The sequence below is a fragment of the Anaerococcus prevotii DSM 20548 genome (assembly GCF_000024105.1).
GTDB classification, from domain to species: domain Bacteria; phylum Bacillota; class Clostridia; order Tissierellales; family Peptoniphilaceae; genus Anaerococcus; species Anaerococcus prevotii.
Genome location: NC_013171.1, coordinates 1 through 23,211 on the forward strand (window position 1 = coordinate 1; position 23,211 = coordinate 23,211).

Below are 23,211 nucleotides of genomic sequence, written 5' to 3' on the forward strand. Positions count from 1 at the left end.
TTAGCTGTGTAAAAGTATATGTAAAACTATGTTTTTTGCGATATTTTAACTTTTTTTGTGGATAAGATCTAAGTTAGTAAAATTTTTCCTAGGATTTGTCCCTATAAAGCCTAAAATTTAGCAAAAAGAATTATCAACACAAAAGTTATCCACAAGTTATCCCACTTTTGGGGATAAGTTCTTTTTTCTCGATAAGATTTTAATATTTTAAGCTTTATCCCTTGTGTATAACTTTAGAAGGAAGGTAGTATGGATGACGAATCTAGAATACATTACAGATGAATTAAAAAATGAAATGAAAATGCATGTAACCGATACTCAGCAATTCGATACATGGATTAGCATTCTAAAGCCCCTAAATTTATATAGCGAGACCCTCTATCTAGAAGTTCCCAAAAAGGATACCCTCTTTATCTATGACAAAATCTGGGTTCCTCAACTTCAGCTTGCTCTTGATAATATAAAGGATAAGACAGGAAAAGACCTTAAGGTTTCTGTTATTGCAAAAGATTCCGACGATTACAACAAGGTCTTAACCCTAGGCAAGGACTATGATCCCAATGGTCAGATGCGAATAAGTAAGGTCAATTCATTTCCTAGACCCCAACTTGAAGAAGAAAATATATTTGCAAATTTCGTTGAAGGTAAGTCCAACCAGTACGCTTTGGGAGTTAGCCAGGCTGTAGCGGAAAATATTTCAAATAAGTCCCAAGCTAGACTCTACAATCCCCTATTCATTTACGGGGAAAGCGGCCTAGGCAAGACCCACTTGATGCAGGCTATTGCCCATGAGATTTTAGATAATAGAGATGATGCCTATGTGATGTATCTATCAAGTGAGAAATTTACAAATGAAATGATATCTGCCCTTAGGTCAACCAAAAACGAGAAGTTCAGAGAAAAATACAGGTCAGTTGATATCCTTCTTATAGATGATATCCAATTCATTGCCGGAAAAGAAGGAACCCAGGAGGAGTTCTTCCACACCTTTAACGACCTTTACAATACAGGCAAGCAAATAGTAATATCATCTGATAGGCCACCAAAAGAAATAAAGCACTTAGAGAATAGGTTGATTTCAAGGTTTTCTTGGGGAATTATAGTTGATATTGGAAAGCCTGACTTTGAGACAAGAGTTGCAATCTTACAGAAAAAACTCGACCAGTTAGGAGCTTATATAGACAATAATATTCTCTTTTATATAGCAGAAAATATAGATACAAATATAAGAGACCTCGAAGGAGCCTTGTCTACTGCCATAGCCTATGCCAAAAGCGATAATAGAGAAGTAGTAACCATGGAAGATGCCATAAAGGGAGTTGCTACTAGAGTAAAGGATAAGAAAAAACACGTAGGTATAGATGATATACAAAAGTACGTGGCTGATAAATATGGAATCAAACTATCTGATATAAAGGGAAAATCTAGGAAAAAAGAAATTGTAAATCCTAGACAAATAGCTATGTTCCTATCAAGAGAAATCTTGGAAGATTCACTAGTAACAATCTCTAACGCCTTTGACAGAGACCATACAACTGTCATGCACGGCATTGATAAGATTCAAAAACAAATTGAAGAAGACGATAACTTCAAAGAAGAAATTGATACTCTTTTGAAGGAGATCACAGAGTAGATTGTTTATAAGCCTGTGGATAAGTTTGTTGATAAGTCAAAAGTTTTTATCTACGAACTTTATCTTGTGGAAAGTGTGGAAAACTAGGGGTTTTATCCTTTAATTATGCCCAAGTTATCAATAGACATATTCGGCTTAATATAGCCTTTATATAAACTTATCCACATTTATACAGGCCCTACTAATAATACTACTAAGTATATATAATAAGTTAAGGAGTAACCATGAAATTTAAAATCAACCAGCAAGATTTAATGAACGCTATTACCATTGCTATGAAAGCAGTCTCAAAGAGTACCAATATACAGATACATGAATTAATATACTTTGAGTGTTCTGCTAGCTCTCTTTCACTAAGAGCCTTTGATGGAGAAATATCTATAAAAACAAAAGTTGATGCCGTAGTAGATGAAGAAGGAGAAATGGCAGTAAAGGCGAGTCTAATCTCCAATATAGTAAGAAAACTTCCAAACGACATAGTTATAATAGAAAACAAAAATGGCAAGATCTCTATCAAATGTTCATCTTCAAGCTTTAACCTCATAGCCTTCGACTATTATGATAAAAATGATATTAACATTCCAGAAACTAAGCCAATAGAAATAGCTAATGATATCCTCAAAAGATCCATAGGCCAGACCGAGTTTGCTACAAGTCTAGATGAGACCAAGCTTGCTCTAACAGGAATATTATTTGAACTAAAAGAAGGATACGTCAATATGGTGGCTCTCGATGGCTACAGGGTTTCCCTAAAGAAGATAAAACTCGATTATCCAACAGACTATGAGGATAGTGAATATATCATACCTAAGAGGTCCCTACTAGAATGGTCTAGGATTGTTTCAGATGATTTGACAACTAAGCTATACAAGAATGAAAATGACCTAATATTTACAAGCGGTAGCACTACCATGCAATGCAAGGTAATTGATAAAAACTTTATCGACTATAGAAATATAATAAATGATATTTCTGAAACTAGCGTTATTCTAGACAAAAGAGACTTGATCAATTCCCTAGATCGTGCCCAAGTCTTATCAGATCCAGGTAGGGCGAACCTTATTAAAATCGAGCTTTCAGATAATGTTATGCTTATAAAGTCAAACTCAGAGATAGGGGATGTCAGGGAAGCTATAGATGTAGAGCAAAAGGGAAATGATCTGGAGATAGCTTTTAATGCTAGATATATGCAAGAAGGGGTAAAGGCTTGTGATTCATCAAAGATAAAGCTAAACTTCAAATCATCCCTAAATCCATGCCTAATATATCCAGAAAACTCAAGCTACGAAGATGAGGACTTTACCTACCTAGTTCTTCCAGTAAGACTTGCGAATTGAGGTAGTTATGGAAAAAATTGAATTTGAAAGTGAAGAGATAAAATTAAAAGATTTACTAAAGGCGACTAATATTATCCCTACAGGAGGTCTTGCCAAAGTTATAATCAAAGAAGAAGGGGTCCTATTAAATGGATCTCCTTGCTTTGTGGCAGGAAAAAAGCTCCACAAAGGAGATACAGTCGAATTTGATGATTTTTCGATTACAATTGTATAATGCGGATCAAAGATTTAAAGTTAAATAATTTTAGAAATTATTTTTATGAAAATGTAGAATTTAACAAGGACTCCAATATCTTCATTGGGGATAATGCCCAGGGGAAGACCAATCTTTTAGAAAGTGTCTATTATTTGGCTAACGCTTCAAGCTTTAAGAAGATTAGGGATAAGGATATAGTAAGGTTTGGCCAAAGCCAGATGAAGCTTGCTGGCACTATAAGAAAGGGCAGGTCTTTTAAGGAAGTTTTCATAGAAGTAAAGGATAATGATAAGAGTATTTTCGTAAATGGAGTAAAATATGATAGGAGGAAAGATTTAAGATCTCTTTTCAAGATTGTCTTATTTACTCCAGAAGATCTTGGAATAATTAAGGATGGGCCAAATCGTAGGAGAGATTTAATCGATGAAATCATAGAAGAAATTGATTTATCCTATAAGGCCAACAAAAGAGATTACGATAAGATTCTCTATCAAAGAAATAAGCTTTTGAAAAAACAAAAAGCTCCCTACTTTAAAGAACAACTAGAGGCTTTCGATAAGTCTCTTACAAAGCTTTCATACAAGATATATAAGACTAGGGATAAATTTATTAAAATTGTTGATAAATTTGCTAGTGAATTTCACTCATCTCTAACAGAGAATAAGGAAGAGTTAAAACTAAGCTATAAGGCTGATATTGAAGCTAAAAGTCTCACAGAATATGAGGAAGTTTTTAGGTCGGCGAGAGACTTAGATTTTAAATACCTTACTAGCCAAAGAGGAATCCATAGGGATGAGATTGAAATAAGTATAAATGGTAAAAATACCAAAAGCTTTGCTTCTCAAGGTCAACAGCGTTCAGCTATCTTAAACATTAGACTTGCGGAAGTAAGGTTGATTAAGGAAGTGACAGGAGATGAGGCTGTCATTTTGTTTGACGATGTCTTTTCAGAGCTAGATGAGAAAAGGTCTATGTTTTTGTTAGAAAACCTCAAGGGCTTTCAGACAATAATAACTGCAACCAATACCAAGAGTTTGGAGTATGTAGATAGGGAAAAGATTTCATATATCTTAGATGGAAAGATTAGAAAGGAATAGTATGCAAGATAACAATTATGATGCTGGCAATATCAGGGTCTTGGAAGGACTAGAACCAGTTAGACTAAGACCGGGTATGTATATAGGTTCGACCAGCGAAAAGGGACTTCACCACTTAGTTTACGAAGTCGTTGACAACTCTGTAGATGAAGCCTTGGCAGGTCGTTGCGACTACATAAAAGTAACAGTAACAAAAGATAATGTAATAAAAGTCGAGGATGACGGTTCAGGAATTCCAGTAAAAGAGCACCCTACAACTCACAAATCGACCCTTGAGACAGTCCTTACAGTATTGCACGCTGGTGGTAAGTTTGACGACTCTGCCTATCAGTTTTCGGGAGGACTTCACGGTGTAGGTGTCTCTGTAGTAAACGCCCTAAGTGAATACCTAATAGCAGAGGTCAAAAGAGATGGTCACATTTACAAGATGACTTTTGCCAAGGGAGAAGTCACCAGCGATTTGGAAATTATTGGAGATACGGATGAGACCGGTACAACTATAACATTTAAGCCAGATGGAGAGATTTTCGATACAACAATATTTGATAGGAAAACTTTAGAAAATAGGTTCAGGGAAATGGCCTTCCTCAATAAGGGAGTAGAAATAATCCTTGAAGATGAGAGAGATGACTTTTCCGAAAGCTTCAAATATGAGGGTGGAATCAAGGAATTTGTAACATATCTTAATAGAAATAAGACTCCAATTATGGAGCAAGTTCCTCACTTCGATGGCATGCAAGAAGATATAGAAGTAGAAGTAAGCTTCCAATATACAGATGGTTACAGCGAAAATATCCTAACCTATGCCAACAATATCCACACACCAGAAGGCGGAACCCACCTATCAGGCTTTAGGTCAGCCCTTACAAGAACAGTAAATGATTACGCTAGAAACTTTAAGTTCCTAAAAGAAAATGACGAAAACCTTCAAGGTGACGACATAAGAGAAGGAATTACTGCTGTAGTTTCTATCAAAATATCAGACCCACAATTTGAAGGACAAACCAAGGCTAAACTTGGAAACTCAGAGGTTAGAGGAGCGGTAGATACCTTCGTTAGCCAGAGACTTCAAGCTTATCTAGAAGAAAATCCAAAGCCTGCCAAAAATATAATAGAAAAGGCCCTAGCATCCAGAAGAGCAAGGGAGGCTGCAAGAAAGGCAAGAGACTTAACTAGGAAAAGATCAATTCTAGATTCTACAACTCTTCCAGGAAAACTTGCGGATTGCCAATCAACCGATCTTTCCGAAAATGAAATTTTCATAGTCGAGGGTAATTCTGCGGGAGGATCTGCTAAGGGTGGAAGAGATAACAGGATTCAAGCCATTCTTCCCTTAAGAGGAAAAATCATGAATGTAGAAAAGGCTAATCTCGATAGAATCCTAAACTCAGAAGAAATTAAGGCTATGATTACAGCCTTCGGCACAGGAATAGGCAAGGAATTTGATATATCTAAACTCCGCTACGGCAAGATTATAATCATGACCGATGCCGACGTCGATGGTGCCCATATCAGAACCCTTCTTTTGACCTTCTTCTACAGGTACATGAAGCCACTAATAGATGAAGGCCATGTATACGTTGCCCAACCACCTTTATATAAGATCAGTCACGGCAGAAATGAACGCTATGTATATACAGACGCCGAAAGAGACAAGGTCCTTAAGGAACTTAATGTAGATAATTACAAAATAAACAGATATAAGGGTCTTGGTGAGATGAATGCAGATCAACTATGGGATACTACAATGGATCCAGATCACAGGGTTCTTCTAAGAGTAAATGAAGACCTAGATTCAACTAGTACAGATGATACTTTCTCACTTCTAATGGGAGAGAAGGTAGAACCAAGACGTAACTTTATCCAAGAAAACGCCAAGTACGTATCAAATATTGACGTATAGGAGGCAAAATGATAGAAGATAACAATATTATTAATGTAGACCTAGAAAAGAAGATGAAGGACTCCTATCTCGAATACTCCATGAGTGTAATCGTATCTAGGGCCCTTCCAGATGTAAGAGATGGTCTAAAACCAGTTCATAGAAGAATCCTCTACGGGATGGAAGGCCTAGGACTTGATCCAAATAAGCCTACTAGGAAATCCGCTAGGGTAGTCGGTGATGTAATGGGTAAATACCATCCTCACGGTGATAGTGCCATCTACGATGCCTTGGTAAGACTTGCCCAGGACTTCTCAACCAGATATCCTTTGGCCCAGGGTCAAGGTAACTTTGGTTCAATAGACGGAGATGACGCAGCTGCTATGCGTTATACAGAAGTTAGGATGAGCAAGATCGCCAAGGAGATGCTAAGAGATATCAACAAGGATACGGTCGACTTTATGCCAAACTTCGACGAAGAGGAATTGGAACCAGTTGTCCTTCCTTCAAGATTTCCTAATCTTCTTGTAAATGGATCAAATGGTATAGCTGTAGGTATGGCTACAAATATGGCTCCTCACAATCTAGGAGAGTCAATTGATGCTTGTATAGCCTATATGAAAGATCCTGAAATCTCTATTGAGGATCTAAACAAAATAATACCAGGACCAGACTTTCCAACAGGAGCCTACATCCTCGGTAAAGCAGGAATAAAGGATGCCTATAGTACAGGACGAGGCAAGGTAAAGCTCCGTGCTGTTTGTAAAATCGAACCCTTCAAGAAAAATAGGGAAAGAATAGTAATCACAGAAATTCCTTACCAGGTAAACAAGTCAAGGCTAATAGAAAAGATAGCAGACCTTGTTAAAGATAAGAGAATCGATGGCATATCTGATATTAGGGATGAGTCAGACAGAAAGGGAATGAGGATTGTAATAGAGATCAAAAGAGACTCTAATGCCAATATCGTCCTCAACAATCTCTACAAATATACCCAACTTGAGACAACATTTGGAATAATAAACCTAGCCCTAGTAGATGGGGTGCCTAAGGTTTTAAATCTCAAGGAATTAATCGAATACTATATCGAACATCAAAAGGATGTAGTAACTAGAAGGACAAGCTTCGACCTATCCAAGGCTAAGGCTAGAAAACACATTGTAGAAGGTCTTATAATAGCAATCGATAATATCGATGAAATAATAAGAATAATTAGATCTTCTTATGATAACGACGAGATCAAGAAAATATTCTTTGAAAAATTCGGCCTTACAGATAAGCAATCTCAAGCTATCCTCGATATGCAACTTAAAAGACTATCAGGACTTGAAATTGACAAGTTAAATGCTGAAAACAAAGAGCTAGAAGAGACTATAGCATACCTTCTTTCTATCCTAAATTCAGAAGAAAACCTCCTCAATCTAATAATCGATGAGATGGAAGAGATAAAAGAGAAATTCTCTGATGACAGAAGAAGCAAGATTATTCCAGATGAGGGTGAAATCGACATAGAAGAGCTAATCGAAAAAGAAGATGTCCTCCTTACCCTAACTAAAGATGGCTACATCAAAAGACTCCCTATAGATACCTACAAGGTCCAAAATAGGGGTGGCAAGGGAATAGCAGCAGGCAATACCAAAGAGGGAGACTTTATCAAGAAGATAAAGACAACCAACACCCACGAGGACCTCTTATTCTTCACCTCCTTCGGTAAGGTCTACTCCCTAAAGACCTACGAAGTCCCAGAAGGAAGCCGCCAATCAAGAGGAATTGCAATTATCAATATCCTAAAGCTTGAATCTGGAGAAAAAATTACAGAAATGATGACCCTATCCGAACTAAACAAGGATAGCCAAATAGTCCTTCAAACCAAAATGGGTACAATCAAGAAAACTGATGCCGAAAACTTCACAAATATTAGGAAAAATGGAATCATAGCCATCTCCCTCAAAGAATACGATAGGCTAATCTCAGTTAGACAAATAGATAAGGAAGAAGAGTTAATCATATCAACTAAAAATGGTATGACCATCCAATTTAACTCAGCTGACCTTAGATCTATGGGAAGAATCGCCCAAGGTGTAAGGGCAATCAAGCTCGACAAGGACGATGAAGTTGTATCTATGAATATAAAAGGCGATGAGACCTATCTGCTTGTAGTAACAGAAAACGCCTACGGCAAGAAGACCTCCTTTAACAATTTCAAAAATCAAAATAGGGGTGGCAAGGGTGTCAAATGCCACAAGGTTACAGAAAAAACAGGAAAAATCATAGATACTTTACCAGTAGACCTAGATAATGATATAATGATGGTATCCCTATCAGGTGATATGATAAGATTAAATGTAAGGGACATATCTATAACAGGCAGAAACACAGTAGGTGTCAAGCTTAAAAACCTTACAGATGAAAATGACAGGATTGTTTCAGTAACTAAATATAGCACTTTGGAAGAAGAGGAAGAAGATGTTTAAGGCAAATATAACAGAAGAAAAGGACAAATTAGTGCTAGATCTATCTGGAGATCTCGATGTATATTCAGAAGAAGAGTTCAAATCTCTTATAGAAGATGAAATAGAAACTGTGAACAAAGATATATTAATAGATATCAAAAATCTTGACTATCTCGACTCAACAGGTCTTGGTATGTTTATGAGAATATATAAGATAAATGAGGAAAGAGGAAAAAAAGTAAAGATAATCAACCCAAAAGAAAATATCTTAAAGCTTTTCAAGATTACAGATCTTACAGAAATATTTGAGATGGTGTAATATGGAAAAAATAAGCATTAAAATTCCTGCAAATAGCCTCTATATCAAATCCTTGAGGCTCTTTGCAGCAAGCCTTGCCTCAGATTTGGGCTTTAATATAGAAGAAGTCGAAGATATAAGAGTAGTAGTATCTGAGGCAGTAAATTACAAGCTAAACGAAGAAGACATCACAATAAACTTCTATGCAGAAGAGAAAAATCTCAAGGTAGAAGTAATAGGAAAGGACAGAGAGCTTGAGCCAAGAGCCCTTTCTATGAGAGACCTAATCCTAGAAGAATTATGTGATGAACTAACAATCGAAGATGAAAAGATTCTACTAACAATAAGGGCAGAATAATGTCTAAGTCAAGCAAACAAGAGCACAAAGAGGCCATTCAAGAAAAATTCGAAGAGTATTACCAAACTCGCGACTTAAAACTTAGGGATGAGCTTATCAAAGAGCATATGTATATAGTCGATATCCTATCCAACAAATACGTGGGAAAGGGAATCGAAAAAGATGATCTCTACCAAGTCGCAAGCTTAGGCTTGATCTACGCTGTAGAAAGATACGACCCAACCAAGGGTTATGCCTTCTCATCCTTTGCAACCCCAACCATAATGGGAGAGCTTAAGAGATACTTCAGGGATAAGGGCTGGGTAATAAGAGTTCCTCGAAGGATCCAGAATCTTTACAAAAAGATCAATACAGCCAAGAAAATCCTCCCTCAAGAGCTTCAAAGAACCCCAACCATAGCCGACATCGCTGACTATTTGGGAGAAGATGAGGAGACAATACTCGAGACTATGGAAGCAAGCAAGGTCTATACTCCTCAATCCTTGGACATGAAATATCAGGTCCAAAAGGGAGAAAACGCCATCGACTTATCGGATATGATTGGAGAAGAAGATAAGAACTTCGACTCAATCGAGCTAAAAGATTTAATTGATAAGTCCAAAGAAAGACTAAACGACCTAGAAAAAGAAATCCTAGAACTCAGATACTACGAAGGAAGAACCCAGGTAGACATAGCAAATACCTTGGACATAAGCCAGATGACAGTATCAAGAATTGAGAAAAAAATATTACAAAAATTCAGCATAGAATTAGAAAAGATGAAATAAGGATCTCGCTTAAGCGGGGTTCTTTTTCTTTGCCTTGTAACATATGTTACTGATTATTATTATCAATAGTTATATAATAAAATTAGTTAAAGATATGGAGGCAAGTATGAAAATTGATATAAATAAAACAGTTTTTGATTTAATAGAAGAAAATCCAGAACTTAAGGATATACTAATAGAAATAGGATTTAAGGGCCTAGAGAACCCACTCTTGCTTAAAAGTATGGGTAAGAAGACATCACTTAAAAGGGGAGCGAGCCTCATGGGCATAGAAAATCTAGAAGACAAGCTAGAAAAGAATGGCTACGAAGTATGCGACTCTTCAAATGACCCAGAAGTAAGAAGGAGAAAAGAACTTATCAAATCTTACATCACAAGACTTTCTGAAGGAGAGGACCTAGAAAAGGTAAGGAAAGATTTCAAAGAAAACTTCCAAGGAGTCTCATCATCAGAGATAATGGATGCAGAAGAAGAACTCCTACAATCTGGAATAGATAAGGACGAAGTAAGAAAGCTTTGCGATGTCCACTCTGCCCTCTTCCATGGTATGACCCACAAGGAAAATAGCGAGGGAAGAAGTATAGATCCCTTTATATCTTATATGGAAAGAGAAAACGATAAGATAAAAGAAATCATAAAAAGAGCCAAAGAAGACAAAGACTACGATAAGCTAATGGCTATAGGAAGTCACTACAAGAAAAAGGGAGATTTAATCTATCCCCTCCTTAAAGTAAAATACAATAAACCAGGCCCATCAGATGTGATGTGGGCTGTAGATATAGAAATAGCTAAGGCTATTAGAAAGGCTATAAAGAAAAAAGACGAGAAAGCCCTAGACGAAGCCATCCAAAGGGCAGAAGAGATGACCTATAAGGAAGATAACATCCTCTATCCCCTCTTAGAAGAAAATGTAAAAAAAGAAGACCTAGACCTACTCTACAAGGACCTAAAAGACTACGACCACTCCCTAATCTCATACGAAGAAATAGAAAATAAAGAAAAAGAAAGCAAAGAAGAAGCAGGCTTTGTTACTTTCAAGAAAGGCAAATTAAGCTACGATCAAATCGAAGCAATATTTGACACAATGGATGTAGAAATCACCTTTGTCGATGATAAGGACATAAACACCTACTTCAACGACCATGAGGGAAGTAAGGTCTTCAAAAGACCAGAAAGCGCCCTAGGCCGCCCAGTATATTCCTGCCACCCACCCAAGGTAGAGCCTATAGTAAGGGGACTAATCAAGGACTTTAAAGAAGGTAAAAGAGACGAGTTCAGACTAGTTAGACCTATAGGAGGCAAAGATACGGCAATTACTTACTATGCTGTAAGAGATAAAGAAGGAAACTACAAGGGAGTTATGGAAGTCGTTCAAGACTTAAGCTTCTATAGGGAACATCTTACAAAATAGAATAAAATTTTGGTATTTTTAAATCTTCCAACTAGTGTGTAGCTAAGCGGGAGATTTTTTATTTTAGGGAGAGAAGGAATAAACTTAACTGTAAATAAAATACTTTTGAAAAGGGTATAGATGGACTAAAACAGGAGGAGATTTGATGGAAGTTTTTAATTTATTTGATCATATAAGGTTTTCTGACCTAGAAGAAGTTGAGGAGGGAATTTTTGAAAATGAGAAGGTCAGGGCCCTCAGGACCATGTCCCTCAATCAAGTGACAGACTTTATGATTCAAGATGAGGATGAGTTTGTTATTCTTATGGATGGATTTGCTTCAATAGAAACAGAATCAGAAATAGTAAGAATGAAAAAGGGAGATTTTCTCTTTATCCCCAAGGGCTTAAGGCACAGGGTTATAGACCAGGATAAGGCCCTTTGGTTTTGTCTTTTCGTAAAATAAAAGCCCGAGCTGGGACTCGGGCCGGTAGGATTATTCACCAGGATACATTGTAGATGAGCCTGGATACATTTTTGCTAGTTCGTTTATGATTAGACCTATGTCACCGTAGCCTGTTTCTTCTAGGATTTTTTGGCCACGACTTGCTGCTAGATCTATGTCTTCATTAGTCATTTGAGCTACTACATCAGGGTCGAATTCGTAAAGTTCTACTAGGCTTTTCTTAAATTCATCGTAGTCGCTTTGGTTTTGGGAGAATTTCTCTACATTTTGACTAGAATTTTGTGCTTTTACATCATTAGTAGAGTTTTCGTTTTTGTCGAAATTATTCTTGCCGACACTTTCTATATAATCATTGTAGAGACCTTCTGGGTTTTTGTCATAGGCTTTCTTGAAGGCTTCTTCAAGCTTTTTGTCAGACATCTTGTCTATTTCTGCTTGATCGTAGCCGAGATTTGCTATGAATTTTCTTTCGTCAGCATACTTATCTGTAACCTTGTCAGTGCTTTTTGGCCAGTTGTACAAGTCTTCTATGGAGTCTAGTGGGAATTTGTTTGAGTATTCTCTATAGTCTTTGGCAAGCTCTTGGAAGAAGAAGTCCTTCACATCCCAGTAGCCTGTCTTATCGCTTGCAGCCTTGGCACGGAGATAGTATTCCTTGATGTCATCGTCTGTCAATTCGTCGAGGACTTCTGGGTCAAATTCTCCTATATCTGTTATATATTTTCTGATGTCGTCGTAGTTAATGTTTGCGAGTGCATCTTCTACATTTTTGTCAGAACTATCATCCTTCTTATCCTTGCTTTCTGCATCCTCGTCCTTGTCATCTATCAAGTCAGAGTTATTGTTGCTTTCCTTTTCTTCAGCTAGTGCATTTTCTATTGTTTTCTCTGATACATTTCCCTTCTTGGATCCTTCCAAGTTTTGGCATGAACTTAGAGCTAGGATAAGGGCAAATGCTAAAATTATATTTCTTTTTTTCATATATCCCTCCGTTTTTAATATGATACCCTTTTTGCTTATTTTTAATAATTGTACTAGTTTTTTGGGAAAAATTTATCTTTTTTGAGAAAATCCTTCTTATTTTTTGAAAAATCAAGAAAATTTGTAACCTTTTTGTTGCAATTTTGATTGAAATAGTCTATAATATTCATGAAATACTAAAATACAGGAAAAATAGCCAAATACTATAGATTATTTGTAATTAATTTGTAATTAAAATTTTATGGAAGAGGTAGAGATGAAGAAGGTAAATAAAACAATACTGTTAGCATCAACATTGTTTATATCTCAGGCAATTATGTCAGGAACATATTCATATGCAGAGGAAGATTATAAACTAGATGTTGATGAGAGCTTATCAGAAGATATTGGAGAAAAAGAAGCATCAACTAGTGCAGAAGATAATTCAATAGCAACATACGATGAGGACAACCTTGATAGAATCCTATCTGACTTAGAAGAGATGGGATATGCCAATACAAGCGAGAAAGAGCTTGAAGCTTCTAGCGAAGAAGATAAGGCGAAGGAGTCTGGGGAAAAGGAACTTGCTCCTGAACAAGAAATCCCACTCAAGGAGATTTCTGGAGATAAGGGACCAGCTGATGACCAAAATGCTAAGGAAGATACTTCTAAGGATATCATCTATTATGATAATTCTAGTCTTGATGATATATATAAGGAAGTTGAGGCCCACGAAGCTAATACATCTACATCAGACAGGGGAAATTCTTCCGAAGGTAGATCAGCAAGTAAGTCTGATTGGTATGAGGAAGATTCCAAAGTATACCACAAGGATAGCCAAGGAAATCTAAGCAAGGGTCTTTCCGAGATAGATGGCAAGAAATACTACTTTGCAAATGATGGAAGCCTTCAAACAAACAAAAAAGTCCTTACAAATGACTCCTATTACGAAGCAAGCGATAGGGGCATCCTAAGCACAAAAGCTAATGCTTGGGTCAAAGTAAATGGCAAGACATATCGTACAGATGAGAATGGAAAAATCTATAAGGGTCTTACTAAAGTTGGAAATGACTACTATAACTTCGATGGAAATGGAGTACTTACAACAGACTTCAAGGAAATAAAAGACGGAAAGTTATATATAAGTAATAAGGATGGCAAAATTACAAATCCTAAGAACTTCTGGGTTGCAATAGATGGTAAGACCTATAGAAGTGGCGATGATGGAAAACTTGTAAGAGGTGCTCGTAATATAGGCAAATACACCTATGTCTTCGACAAAGATGGTGTTATGGCCCAAAATAAGGGAATAATGTCTGCAGGTAGGTTCTACAAGACAGACAAGAGGGGAGTTGCTACAAATCCAAAGAACGCTTGGTTTGACTATAATGGCAACAAATACCACACCAATGTCAATGGTTATGTCCAAGAAGGTGTTTGGGAAATAGATGGAAATTATTATTACTTCACATCAAATGGCCTTCAAAAAAACACAGAGGTGACTCAAGGTGGAGTAACCTACAAGGTTGATGGAAATGGTCTTGCAAAGCCAGTAGATAACAACATCAAAGGCTCAAAGAACCTCGATAAGGCTATGGAGTGGATGTTTACAGCAAGAAGAGCTGGCCTAACATATGATATGCACTGGAAAAATAGAAACTCTGACTGGGCAGCAGATTGCTCATCAGCAGTTTATAGGTCTCTAATCTACGGAGGCTTCCTAAAACAAGGTTCAGCCGTAGGAAATACAGAAACCCTCTTCAAACTTGGAGCAGCAGGCAAGGTAATGTATGAGATCTCTGAAAGCGAGATAAGATACGGAGATATATTCGTATCAGGAAGACCTGGGGCAAGTGCAGGAGCTGCTGGTCACACAGGCTTTATCCTAAACAGAGCAAATGATACAATAATCCACATGTCCTACGGCCAAGACGGAATAGCTGTTACTCCTAGAAAAGGATACATGGGAGATTCTTCTGGTCTACCAGTAAGATACTACAGACTTGTGGGAGCAGATTCAGACAGACTATACGAAAACAAAAAATAAAATCTAAGGAGTTCTACTTAATAGAAGTAGATCTCTTTTTTATTTATAAAATTTAATTTTAAAAAATACATAATTTATTTTAAGATAAGGTACTTTGAGAGATTTGGAAAATCTTTATGCGAATAATGAATGAATAAATTAGCCTCAGGAATAGATTGTGAGATTGGAGAAAGGTCTTTATAACAATAATCCTTTATAAGACACCAGCAAAAATCTGATAAAGCAAATTAATACTTATACACAAATCTTTGACTAAAATGAATAAAAAAGGTAGAGTGTAAACAATTTCACAAATATAAATAAGGAAGGTTAGTATGAAGATTAAAAAAGTTTACTCATCTCTAATGGCCCTAGGACTCGTCCTAACACTTACAGCTTGTGGATCTAGCACAGATTCAACCAAGGGTGGAGCGGAGTCAAAGATCGAAAATGAAGAGGCTAACAAAGCTACAGACTCTAAAAATGCCTCAGAGACTCCGGAAGATTTTGACAAGCAAACTTCTGATGACACCATAGTTATGGGAGTTGATTCCTTAAATGGAGACTTCATCCAAGGCTATGCCAATGATGGAAATGACGTAAAGGTAAGAAGATTCATGGGTATAGAAGGAAACAATGGCTATGATTGCTATGTCCAAGACGAGGAAGGTAAGTTTCAAACAAACACAGCTGCCCTTGAAAAAGACCCTGAAGTAAAGATTAACGAAGATGGATCAAGGACAACAACTTATACCATAAAGAAAGACCTAAAATGGTCAGATGGAGAACCTATCACAGCTGATGATTATATATTTGGAATCCTCCTAGAATCAGATAAGGACTTTAACCCACTAACAGCATCTATGAATATAGGAGCAGACTCACTCTTAGGCTACAAGGCCTTCAAAAATGGGGAGACTGATAGTTTTGAAGGAATCGAAAAACACGACGACTATAGCTTTAGCCTAACAGTAGATTCTTCCCAACTACCATATTTTGAAGTAGAAGTCCTATCAAATGCAGGCCCTAGCCCAATGCACTATATAGGAGAAAACCTAGCTGTTTCAGAAGATGGCAAGAAGCTTGTAGTTAAGGAAGGCTATGAAGTCACAGATAAGGATAGAGACGACTACAAGAAATCTATAGACAAGCAAATAGAAATCCTAAAAGAAGGCTTCGAAGAAGATAGTGAAGGCCTTGATAAGGAAAGTGACGAATACAAGGAAGCCAAAGCTGACTTAGATAGCAAAGTAGGAGATCTTGAATCTCGTAAAGAGGGAGATGTAGATCCAACTAGATTACTAATAGAAGAAGCTATGATTAAGCTTACAAGTGATTACAGGTTTAACCCTAAGGTTACCTGTGGACCATACAAGTTTGACAAGTTCGAAAACAACATGGTTAGACTTGACCTTAACGAAAACTACCAAGGAAACTTCAAGGGAGATAAGGCAAGTATTCCTCACATCATAGTTCAATTGGTAAACAAAAACATAGGACCAGACCTTCTAGAAAATGGAGATATAGACATTTGGGAAGGCGAAACTGACGGATCAAAGATCGACCAACTCAAAAAAGCAGCAGACGATGGCAAAATCCAAGTAGGCTCTTACGAAAGAAATGGTTACGGAAACCTAACCTTCCTAGTAGACAGGGGAGCAACCCAATACAAGGAGGTAAGACAAGCTATAGCAAGCCTAATGGATAGGAACGAATTTGTTCAATCATTCTTGGGTGGCTACGGTGTTGTAACCAACGGTATGTACGGTACAAGCCAATGGATGTATAAGGAAAGAGGAGCAGACGTCGAAGGAAAATTGGTAAATTGGGTTCTAAATATCGACAAGGCAAATGAACTTCTTGACAAGACTCCTTTCAAGTTCGAAGCTGATGGAAAAACTCCTTGGGATAAGAACAAGGCTCTTGAAGAATTTAACAAAAACCAAGAAGGCTTCGACTATTATAGATATGATGAAAACGGAAATAAGCTTGTTGTAAACCAATATGGGGCAGAACAATCTCCAATTACAACCCTAATATCCAACCAACTTCCTCCAAATGCCAAGCAAGCTGGAATGGAATATAACGTGACAAGTGGATCCTTCTCAACCCTAATAGACCTCTATACCTTCCCTAAGGAAGATGCGGAATATACAGCCTTCTCAATGGCATCAGATTTTGCTACACCATTTGATCCATGGCTATACTATTCAAAGGAAGGTCCATTTAATAGAAATAAGGTAGACGATCCAAAGGCAGATGAGGTAACAACTGCCCTAAGAAGAACAGCTCCAGAGGAGAAGGAAGCTTATCTAGATAAGTGGGAAGAATTCCAAAAATGGTACAACGACTACCTACCAGAAATTCCACTCTACTCAAATGTCTTCCACACAGGATACAGTAACAGGATCAAGGGCTTTGATATAATGACACCGGTATGGAAGGCATCTGATCAAATAAATGCTATGACAATTGAATAAGGATTCTTATAAATAAGATAAACTAAAGGGGTGAGCTCTAGAGGGCCGCCTCTTTTTGCTTGAGTTAATTTTCTTTAAATTTGCCGTGCTTGAGCAAGGTATTTGCATTATCATTAGAGAAATAAAAATACAGGAAGTTGAAATTTCTACAAATATTTTTTGTTGAGTAAAAGTAGAGCGGATGTTGGAATTTAATATATTAGTGCTTTAACAAGACTAGGGCTCATGAATCATATTACATGAATATAATTCAAAAATCCCTAATATTAAAGAACTATAAAGAATAAAAATTCTATATAGTGTATAAAACCTTAGGAAATCCTTGACAAAATCTATTCATTGAGTTAAAATATATAAATATAAAAGTTACTTAATTTTTTAGGGGGAAAACCAATGAAAATGAAAAGAGTTTTTTCTTCATTAATGGCACTTGGACTAGCTAGTACTCTAGTTGCTTGTGGCGGTGGAGAAAATAAAGACAACAAAGCTGCTAATAATGACGCAGACACAAAAGCTGAAGATAAAAACAAAGACGATAAAGATGCAAAAGAAAGTGAAGGAACCGGCGAAGAAGGTGCGGAAAACTTCGAATCACAAACATCTGACGATACTCTAGTAGTAGGTCTTGGTGAGCTTAACGGTGACTTTCTACAAGGATGGACCAACAACTCTGGAGATGTTAAAGTTAGAAAATATCTTGGTATCGAAGGAAACAACGGCTACCAAACAGTTGTTCAAGATGAATCAGGAGCTTGGGTAAACAACACTGCAGTTCTAGATGGAGAGCCAGTATCTCAAGATAACGAAGATGGTTCAAAGACTGTTACATTCAAGATCAAGAAAGACCTTAAATGGTCTGATGGCGAACCAATCAAGGCAGATGATTACTTATTCATGTCTCTTCTACACACTCACCCAGAATATACCAAACTAACAGGCTCTACAAGCCCAGGATCTGACTCAGTTAAGGGATATGAAGCCTATAAGAAGGGCGATAGCGATGTATTTGAAGGTCTAGAGAAGGTAGATGATTACACATTTAAGATTACAATAGATGCATCATTCCTTCCATACTTCGAAGAAGCGTCTCTACTAGCTATTCAACCACACCCAATGCACTATCTAAACGAGAACCTAGCTCTTTCTAAAGAGGGTAACAAGCTTGTTGCTAAAGAAGGCTATAAAGTTAGTGACGAAGAGAAAGAAAACTATGTAAAGAACCTGGATGAACAAATCAAAAAACAAAATGAAGACTTTGAGGAAAACAATCCAGCTCCAGCAGATGATGCAGCAGAAGAAGATAAGAAGGCTTACGAAGAAGCTAAAAAAGAACACGAAGATGCAATCAAAGATCTAGAAGAACGTAAAGCAGGAGATGTAGATCCTACTCAACAACTTATCGATGAAGCTATGCTTAAGGAAGTTAATGAATACAGACTTAATCCAGCAGTTGTATCAGGACCTTACAAGTTTGAATCATTTGAAAACAACATGGTTAAACTAAGCCTAAACGAAAACTATGTTGGAAACTTCAAGGGTGATAAGGCTACAATTCCTAACGTAATCCTTCAAACTGTAAACAAAAATATTGCTGTAGACTTACTTGAAAATGGAGATATCGACCTTTGGGAAGAAGAATCTGAAGGTGGTCCAATCGACAGAATGAGAGAAGCTGCTGATAGTGGAAAGATCGGTGGATATAACACATTCGAAAGAAACGGTTATGGTAACGTAACATTCCTAACAGACAGAGGAAGTACAAAATACAAAGAAGTTAGACAAGCTATAGCTCACCTAATGGATAGAAACAGCTTCGTACAATCCTTCGCGGGTGGATACGGTGTTGTAACTAACGGTATGTACGGTAGCAGCCAATGGATGTATAAGGAAAGAGGAGCAGATCTTGAAGGTAAGTTAATCAACTACCAAATGAACTTAGATCAAGCTAATGCCCTTCTCGACAAAACACCTTACAAGTTCGAGTCTGATGGAACTACACCTTGGGATAAGACTAAGGCTGATGAAGCTTTCGCATCTAACCCAGATGGATTTGACTATTATAGATACGATGAAAATGGTAAGAAGCTTGTAGTTAACCAATACGGTTCTGATGAATCACCAATTACAACATTAATCTCTAACCAAGTACCAAACAATGCTAAGCAAGTTGGTATGGAATACAATGTTACAGCTGGTTCATTCGCAACTCTTCTAAACTACTACTACTATCCAGAAGAAGACCCAGAATATACAGTATTCAATATGGGTACAAACTTCGGTACACCATTTGACCCATGGTACGCTTATAACTCTGAAGGACCTTACAACTATACTAAGACTAATGATCCAAAGGCTGATGAGTTGACAGTTAAACTACGTAAGACACCTGCTGATAAGAAGGATGAATACCTAGATAACTGGGAAGAATTCCAAATCTGGTACAATGATTACCTACCAGAAATCCCACTTTACGCTAACCAATATCACACAGGTTACACAAAGAGAGTTAAGGGATTCGATGTTAATACACCAGTATGGCAATCAGAAGATCAAATAAACGCTCTTAGTCTAGAAAACTAATAATCAGTAAATTAAAGGGGCTCACTTGAGTGAGCCTTTTTATTTTCGTTCTTGTGATTATCCATGAATTATCAAAATTATTTGCAAAAAAATCATAAAGTTATGAAAAAATATGCATAATTATGTCGTTATTTTACCAACGTTTACATTTTGCGGGCCTCTTTATATAATAATTTAATAAGATAGGTGGTTGACAAAATACAACTAATATTATAACATATAAATTATAAAAATTATTAACTTGGATTTGTTTATCATTTTTCAAAAAAGACTACATATTTATCAGTATACTTTAATAAGATAACGAATCTCAATGTTATAAAAAATAGGAAGGGAAGATATGTTTCGTTATATAGTTAAGAGAATCATAAATTTAATACCAGTAGCTCTGATTATATCTATAATGCTTTTTGCTTTCTCTAAAGCCATGCCAGGAGATCCAATTAAGGCCATGATGCCTACTACAGGTCGTATGACCAAACAAGAGCAAGAAGAGCTATACCAAACACTTCAAGCTAGATACGGACTTGATAAGTCCTTGCCTGAGCAATATGTAAGATGGCTTGGAAGAACTTTGAAGGGTGATTTGGGAGAATCTACTAGAGTTAGAAGACCAGTTTCTGAATATTTATCAGAGCCTCTCAAAAACACCATATTTTTAAATATCGGTTCGACAATTCTATCATTTGTACTGTCGGTCTTGATAGGAATTAGGTCGGCCACGCACAAGGGAGGGGTTTTCGATAAGACCTTCCAGACTTTGACCCTAGTGGGTCTATCAATTCCTGTATTTTTTATAGGACTTATTTTGATATTCGTCTTTGCCTTTAGACTAGGATGGTTTCCAGCAAATGGTATGCCTAGAGAAAATACCTTTGGAGAATGGGTTAAGTATCTAGTTTTACCAACAGCTACCCTAACCATAGGTTCTCTTGCATCTCTTTCAAGATATGTAAGAAACTCAATGCTAGATGCCCTAGACCAAGATTATATAAGAACAGCAAGAAGTAAGGGTCTAAAAGAGAAGACTGTTATCTATTCTCATGCCTTTAGAAACGCCCTTATACCAGTAGTTACTGCCCTAACCTGGGCTGTGCTTGGAATGTTTTCAGGTTCAGCTATCACAGAGAGGATATTCTCTTTTAGGGGAATCGGTAACGAACTAATAATGGCTGTAATGGCTCAAGATTACAATGTAATCCTTGCCCTATCAATGTTTTATGCTGTGCTTACTCTTCTTGGAAACTTATTGATGGATGTGGCCTATGCCCTAGTAGATCCAAGAGTTCAATTGGAGGCTTAAGATGAATGCGACTTTTAAAAAATCTGTAAAATCATATGGAAGTTTCTTGAAAAATTTCTTCTTAAGAGCCTTCACATTCTCTAAGGGAGAAGAATTCAATGATAGTAATTCTTCCTTTGATAATAAATCTGACAATAAATCGGATGATGAATTACTCCATAGTGATAATAAAAACGTGGACAAGGGACCTAGAAAGGAAGACGAAAATGATAAGCTAAAAGAAGAAGCTATCATGTCTCCGGGCAAGGTAGCCCTTAGAAACTACTTTAGAAATCCTTTGGGTATTATTGGACTTGTGCTTTTTGTAGCGATTGTCTTAGTAGTATTTGTAGGAAGTAAAGTTCTTCCCTTTAACCAATACTACTCCCAAGGAAACTTAACTAATGTAGGTCCTGGTGGAGCTTATATGAACTATCCTTCTGATCTAGAAAAAGAGGGAGTTGAGAAAATTTCTATAGGTAATACCTTCTCTGCAGGACTTAGCAAGGGGGGACATCTCTATGTTTGGGGATCTGACAACGAAGATAAGGTCCTAGAAATCCCAGATAAGGCCAAGGAAGCCTTAGCTAACAAAAAAATAGTAGATATAGCAGCAGGTGATAGACATATAATAGCTGCTACAGAAGATAACGAGATATACGGCTGGGGTAACAATGCCTTCCAACAAAACCAAATGCCACCAATGGATGAGGCTAAGGTAAAAGAAGAAGGAATAGAAAAACTCGGCGCAGGTGTTCAATACTCAGTAATTCTTACAAAGAAAAACAACCTAGTAGTATGGGGATCAACCCTTGCAAGTAGACTTAACCTTCTTCCTTCTGATATTAAGGGACAAGTTGTAGATTTTGCAACAAATCCAATCAATATCCTAGCTATAATGAAGGACGGATCTGTCAGACTTTTGGGTGTAATGGGTGCAGAAATTGACACTCAAATGCCAGAAGAGCTTAAGACAGGCAAGGTTAAGACTAAAAAGGTAGCCCTAACTTCCTCATCAGCAGCAGCCCTATCAGAAGATGGCAATCTTTATGTTTGGGGACCTACTAGAGATAAGGTTTCAGGAGATTCGATCCCAAAATTTGAAGCTCCTCTAGTTGATATCAAGGCTAGTGATTCAGTGTTCACAGCCCTTGACGAAAACGGTAAAATCTACCAATGGGGTAAGGAAAACTACGGAGAGCTAAAGACTCCTGAAGGAGAATTTGATCAAATTTATTCTTCATATTTCAACAACTACGCAGTAAGTAAAGAAGGCAAAATCGAAACTTGGGGTCTAAATGGCTTTAGATTTGGTTCTGACGATCAAGGTCGTGATATTTTCACAAGATTAATCCATGGTGGTAAGATGACCATGGTAATTTCCTTGATCTCTACTGTAATCCAAATAGTCCTCGGTGTACTAATCGGTATGATTTCAGGTTTTGCTGGCGGAAAGATAGACAATGTATTGATGAGATTTTCTGAAATTGTGGCATCCTTCCCATTCTATCCAATGTTGATTTCCCTATCAGCCCTCCTTCCACCAGGAGCAAGCCAAGAGCAAAGGATCACTATGGTTATGATTCTTCTAGGTCTACTCGGTTGGACGGGACTTGCAAGACTTGTTCGTGGACAAATCCTTGCTGAAAGAGAAAGAGACTATATAACAGCAGCGAGAGCCTTGGGAGTTAAGAATTGGTCTATTATGATCAAGCACATCTTCCCAAATATCTTATCAATAGTAATTGTAAATGCGACTATAGGTTATGCTGGAAACTTACTAACAGAATCTGGTCTATCCTTCCTAGGTTTTGGTGTACAAGAACCAACTCCTTCTTGGGGTAATATGCTTACTGCAGCCCAATCATCAGACGTACTAAACACTTACTGGTGGAGGTGGGTATTCCCAGCACTTGCAGTATTCTTGACATCATTTTCTGTAAACCTAATCGGTGACGCCCTAAGGGATGCCATCGACCCAAGAGCAAATGAAAGATAGGTTATAA

General features: G+C 37.2%; 17 protein-coding genes. 16 read left to right on the forward strand and 1 reads right to left on the reverse strand.

All coding sequences use genetic code 11. From position 1 onward, the window contains the following. Positions 1-253: 253 nt before the first annotated feature. The 11 genes from dnaA to APRE_RS00055 all read left to right on the forward strand — a co-directional run bounded on the left by dnaA (position 254) and on the right by APRE_RS00055 (position 11,877). Positions 254-1,633 (forward strand): chromosomal replication initiator protein DnaA, encoded by a 1,380-nt coding sequence (dnaA, locus tag APRE_RS00005; RefSeq protein WP_012803475.1) that lies wholly within the window; start codon positions 254-256, stop codon positions 1,631-1,633. Between the two features lie 224 nt (positions 1,634-1,857). Continuing rightward, positions 1,858-2,970, forward strand: coding sequence for a DNA polymerase III subunit beta (gene dnaN / locus APRE_RS00010; protein WP_012803476.1), 1,113 nt, complete (start codon positions 1,858-1,860; stop codon positions 2,968-2,970). A gap of 7 nt (positions 2,971-2,977) precedes the next feature. Then, positions 2,978-3,184 (forward strand): RNA-binding S4 domain-containing protein, encoded by a 207-nt coding sequence (locus APRE_RS00015; protein ID WP_012803477.1) that lies wholly within the window; start codon positions 2,978-2,980, stop codon positions 3,182-3,184. Further along, entirely contained in the window at positions 3,184-4,263 is a 1,080-nt protein-coding gene (recF, locus tag APRE_RS00020) for a DNA replication/repair protein RecF (RefSeq protein WP_012803478.1), read from the forward strand. Before APRE_RS00015 ends, recF begins: the two co-directional genes overlap by 1 nt. Further along, a complete protein-coding gene (gene gyrB, locus APRE_RS00025; protein WP_420805535.1) occupies positions 4,241-6,166 on the forward strand; it encodes a DNA topoisomerase (ATP-hydrolyzing) subunit B in 1,926 nt (641 codons plus the stop codon). Before recF ends, gyrB begins: the two co-directional genes overlap by 23 nt. Before the next feature lie 8 nt (positions 6,167-6,174). Then, a complete protein-coding gene (gyrA, locus tag APRE_RS00030) occupies positions 6,175-8,619 on the forward strand; it encodes a DNA gyrase subunit A (RefSeq protein ID WP_012803480.1) in 2,445 nt (814 codons plus the stop codon). Beyond that, a complete protein-coding gene (locus APRE_RS00035) occupies positions 8,612-8,917 on the forward strand; it encodes an STAS domain-containing protein (protein WP_012803481.1) in 306 nt (101 codons plus the stop codon). Before gyrA ends, APRE_RS00035 begins: the two co-directional genes overlap by 8 nt. Before the next feature lies 1 nt (position 8,918). After that, positions 8,919-9,254 carry an ATP-binding protein gene (locus APRE_RS00040; RefSeq protein ID WP_012803482.1) on the forward strand — a complete coding sequence of 112 codons (336 nt, stop codon included), beginning with the start codon at positions 8,919-8,921 and terminating at the stop codon, positions 9,252-9,254. Further along, entirely contained in the window at positions 9,254-10,021 is a 768-nt protein-coding gene (locus APRE_RS00045) for a SigB/SigF/SigG family RNA polymerase sigma factor (RefSeq protein ID WP_012803483.1), read from the forward strand. The genes APRE_RS00040 and APRE_RS00045 overlap by 1 nt, the downstream gene beginning before the upstream one ends. 106 nt (positions 10,022-10,127) lie before the next feature. Continuing rightward, the gene (locus APRE_RS00050; protein WP_012803484.1) at positions 10,128-11,432 is read left to right on the forward strand and encodes a DUF438 domain-containing protein; all 1,305 of its coding nucleotides are present in this window, start codon (positions 10,128-10,130) and stop codon (positions 11,430-11,432) included. 145 nt (positions 11,433-11,577) lie between these two features. Next, positions 11,578-11,877 carry a cupin domain-containing protein gene (locus APRE_RS00055; protein ID WP_012803485.1) on the forward strand — a complete coding sequence of 100 codons (300 nt, stop codon included), beginning with the start codon at positions 11,578-11,580 and terminating at the stop codon, positions 11,875-11,877. Between the two features lie 30 nt (positions 11,878-11,907). Here APRE_RS00055 and APRE_RS00060 read toward each other — a convergent pair whose 3' ends face one another. Beyond that, entirely contained in the window at positions 11,908-12,858 is a 951-nt protein-coding gene (locus tag APRE_RS00060; RefSeq protein ID WP_012803486.1) for a hypothetical protein, read from the reverse strand. 256 nt (positions 12,859-13,114) lie between these two features. On the opposite strand from APRE_RS00060, the gene APRE_RS00065 reads away from it, so the two are divergent. The 5 genes from APRE_RS00065 to APRE_RS00085 all read left to right on the forward strand — a co-directional run bounded on the left by APRE_RS00065 (position 13,115) and on the right by APRE_RS00085 (position 23,204). Continuing rightward, positions 13,115-14,884, forward strand: coding sequence for a peptidoglycan amidohydrolase family protein (locus APRE_RS00065; RefSeq protein WP_012803487.1), 1,770 nt, complete (start codon positions 13,115-13,117; stop codon positions 14,882-14,884). 314 nt (positions 14,885-15,198) lie between these two features. Beyond that, on the forward strand, positions 15,199-17,343 hold the full coding sequence (locus tag APRE_RS00070; protein ID WP_012803488.1) for an ABC transporter substrate-binding protein: 2,145 nt from the start codon (positions 15,199-15,201) through the stop codon (positions 17,341-17,343). Positions 17,344-17,736: 393 nt separating this feature from the next. Then, positions 17,737-19,923 carry an ABC transporter substrate-binding protein gene (locus APRE_RS00075; protein ID WP_012803489.1) on the forward strand — a complete coding sequence of 729 codons (2,187 nt, stop codon included), beginning with the start codon at positions 17,737-17,739 and terminating at the stop codon, positions 19,921-19,923. 340 nt (positions 19,924-20,263) lie between these two features. Continuing rightward, positions 20,264-21,226, forward strand: coding sequence for an ABC transporter permease (locus tag APRE_RS00080; protein WP_012803490.1), 963 nt, complete (start codon positions 20,264-20,266; stop codon positions 21,224-21,226). Between the two features lies 1 nt (position 21,227). Further along, a complete protein-coding gene (locus APRE_RS00085) occupies positions 21,228-23,204 on the forward strand; it encodes an ABC transporter permease subunit (RefSeq protein ID WP_012803491.1) in 1,977 nt (658 codons plus the stop codon). The last annotated feature ends 7 nt before the right edge of the window (positions 23,205-23,211 follow it).

What these genes read in the sequence shown, in the direction of transcription:
- dnaA (WP_012803475.1), top strand. Translation starts at nt 254, where the DNA reads ATGACGAATCTAGAATACATTACAGATGAATTAAAAAATGAAATGAAA.
- dnaN (WP_012803476.1), top strand. Translation starts at nt 1,858, where the DNA reads ATGAAATTTAAAATCAACCAGCAAGATTTAATGAACGCTATTACCATT.
- APRE_RS00015 (WP_012803477.1), top strand. Translation starts at nt 2,978, where the DNA reads ATGGAAAAAATTGAATTTGAAAGTGAAGAGATAAAATTAAAAGATTTA.
- recF (WP_012803478.1), top strand. Translation starts at nt 3,184, where the DNA reads ATGCGGATCAAAGATTTAAAGTTAAATAATTTTAGAAATTATTTTTAT.
- gyrB (WP_420805535.1), top strand. Translation starts at nt 4,241, where the DNA reads ATGGAAAGATTAGAAAGGAATAGTATGCAAGATAACAATTATGATGCT.
- gyrA (WP_012803480.1), top strand. Translation starts at nt 6,175, where the DNA reads ATGATAGAAGATAACAATATTATTAATGTAGACCTAGAAAAGAAGATG.
- APRE_RS00035 (WP_012803481.1), top strand. Translation starts at nt 8,612, where the DNA reads ATGTTTAAGGCAAATATAACAGAAGAAAAGGACAAATTAGTGCTAGAT.
- APRE_RS00040 (WP_012803482.1), top strand. Translation starts at nt 8,919, where the DNA reads ATGGAAAAAATAAGCATTAAAATTCCTGCAAATAGCCTCTATATCAAA.
- APRE_RS00045 (WP_012803483.1), top strand. Translation starts at nt 9,254, where the DNA reads ATGTCTAAGTCAAGCAAACAAGAGCACAAAGAGGCCATTCAAGAAAAA.
- APRE_RS00050 (WP_012803484.1), top strand. Translation starts at nt 10,128, where the DNA reads ATGAAAATTGATATAAATAAAACAGTTTTTGATTTAATAGAAGAAAAT.
- APRE_RS00055 (WP_012803485.1), top strand. Translation starts at nt 11,578, where the DNA reads ATGGAAGTTTTTAATTTATTTGATCATATAAGGTTTTCTGACCTAGAA.
- APRE_RS00060 (WP_012803486.1), bottom strand. Translation starts at nt 12,858, where the DNA reads ATGAAAAAAAGAAATATAATTTTAGCATTTGCCCTTATCCTAGCTCTA.
- APRE_RS00065 (WP_012803487.1), top strand. Translation starts at nt 13,115, where the DNA reads ATGAAGAAGGTAAATAAAACAATACTGTTAGCATCAACATTGTTTATA.
- APRE_RS00070 (WP_012803488.1), top strand. Translation starts at nt 15,199, where the DNA reads ATGAAGATTAAAAAAGTTTACTCATCTCTAATGGCCCTAGGACTCGTC.
- APRE_RS00075 (WP_012803489.1), top strand. Translation starts at nt 17,737, where the DNA reads ATGAAAATGAAAAGAGTTTTTTCTTCATTAATGGCACTTGGACTAGCT.
- APRE_RS00080 (WP_012803490.1), top strand. Translation starts at nt 20,264, where the DNA reads ATGTTTCGTTATATAGTTAAGAGAATCATAAATTTAATACCAGTAGCT.
- APRE_RS00085 (WP_012803491.1), top strand. Translation starts at nt 21,228, where the DNA reads ATGAATGCGACTTTTAAAAAATCTGTAAAATCATATGGAAGTTTCTTG.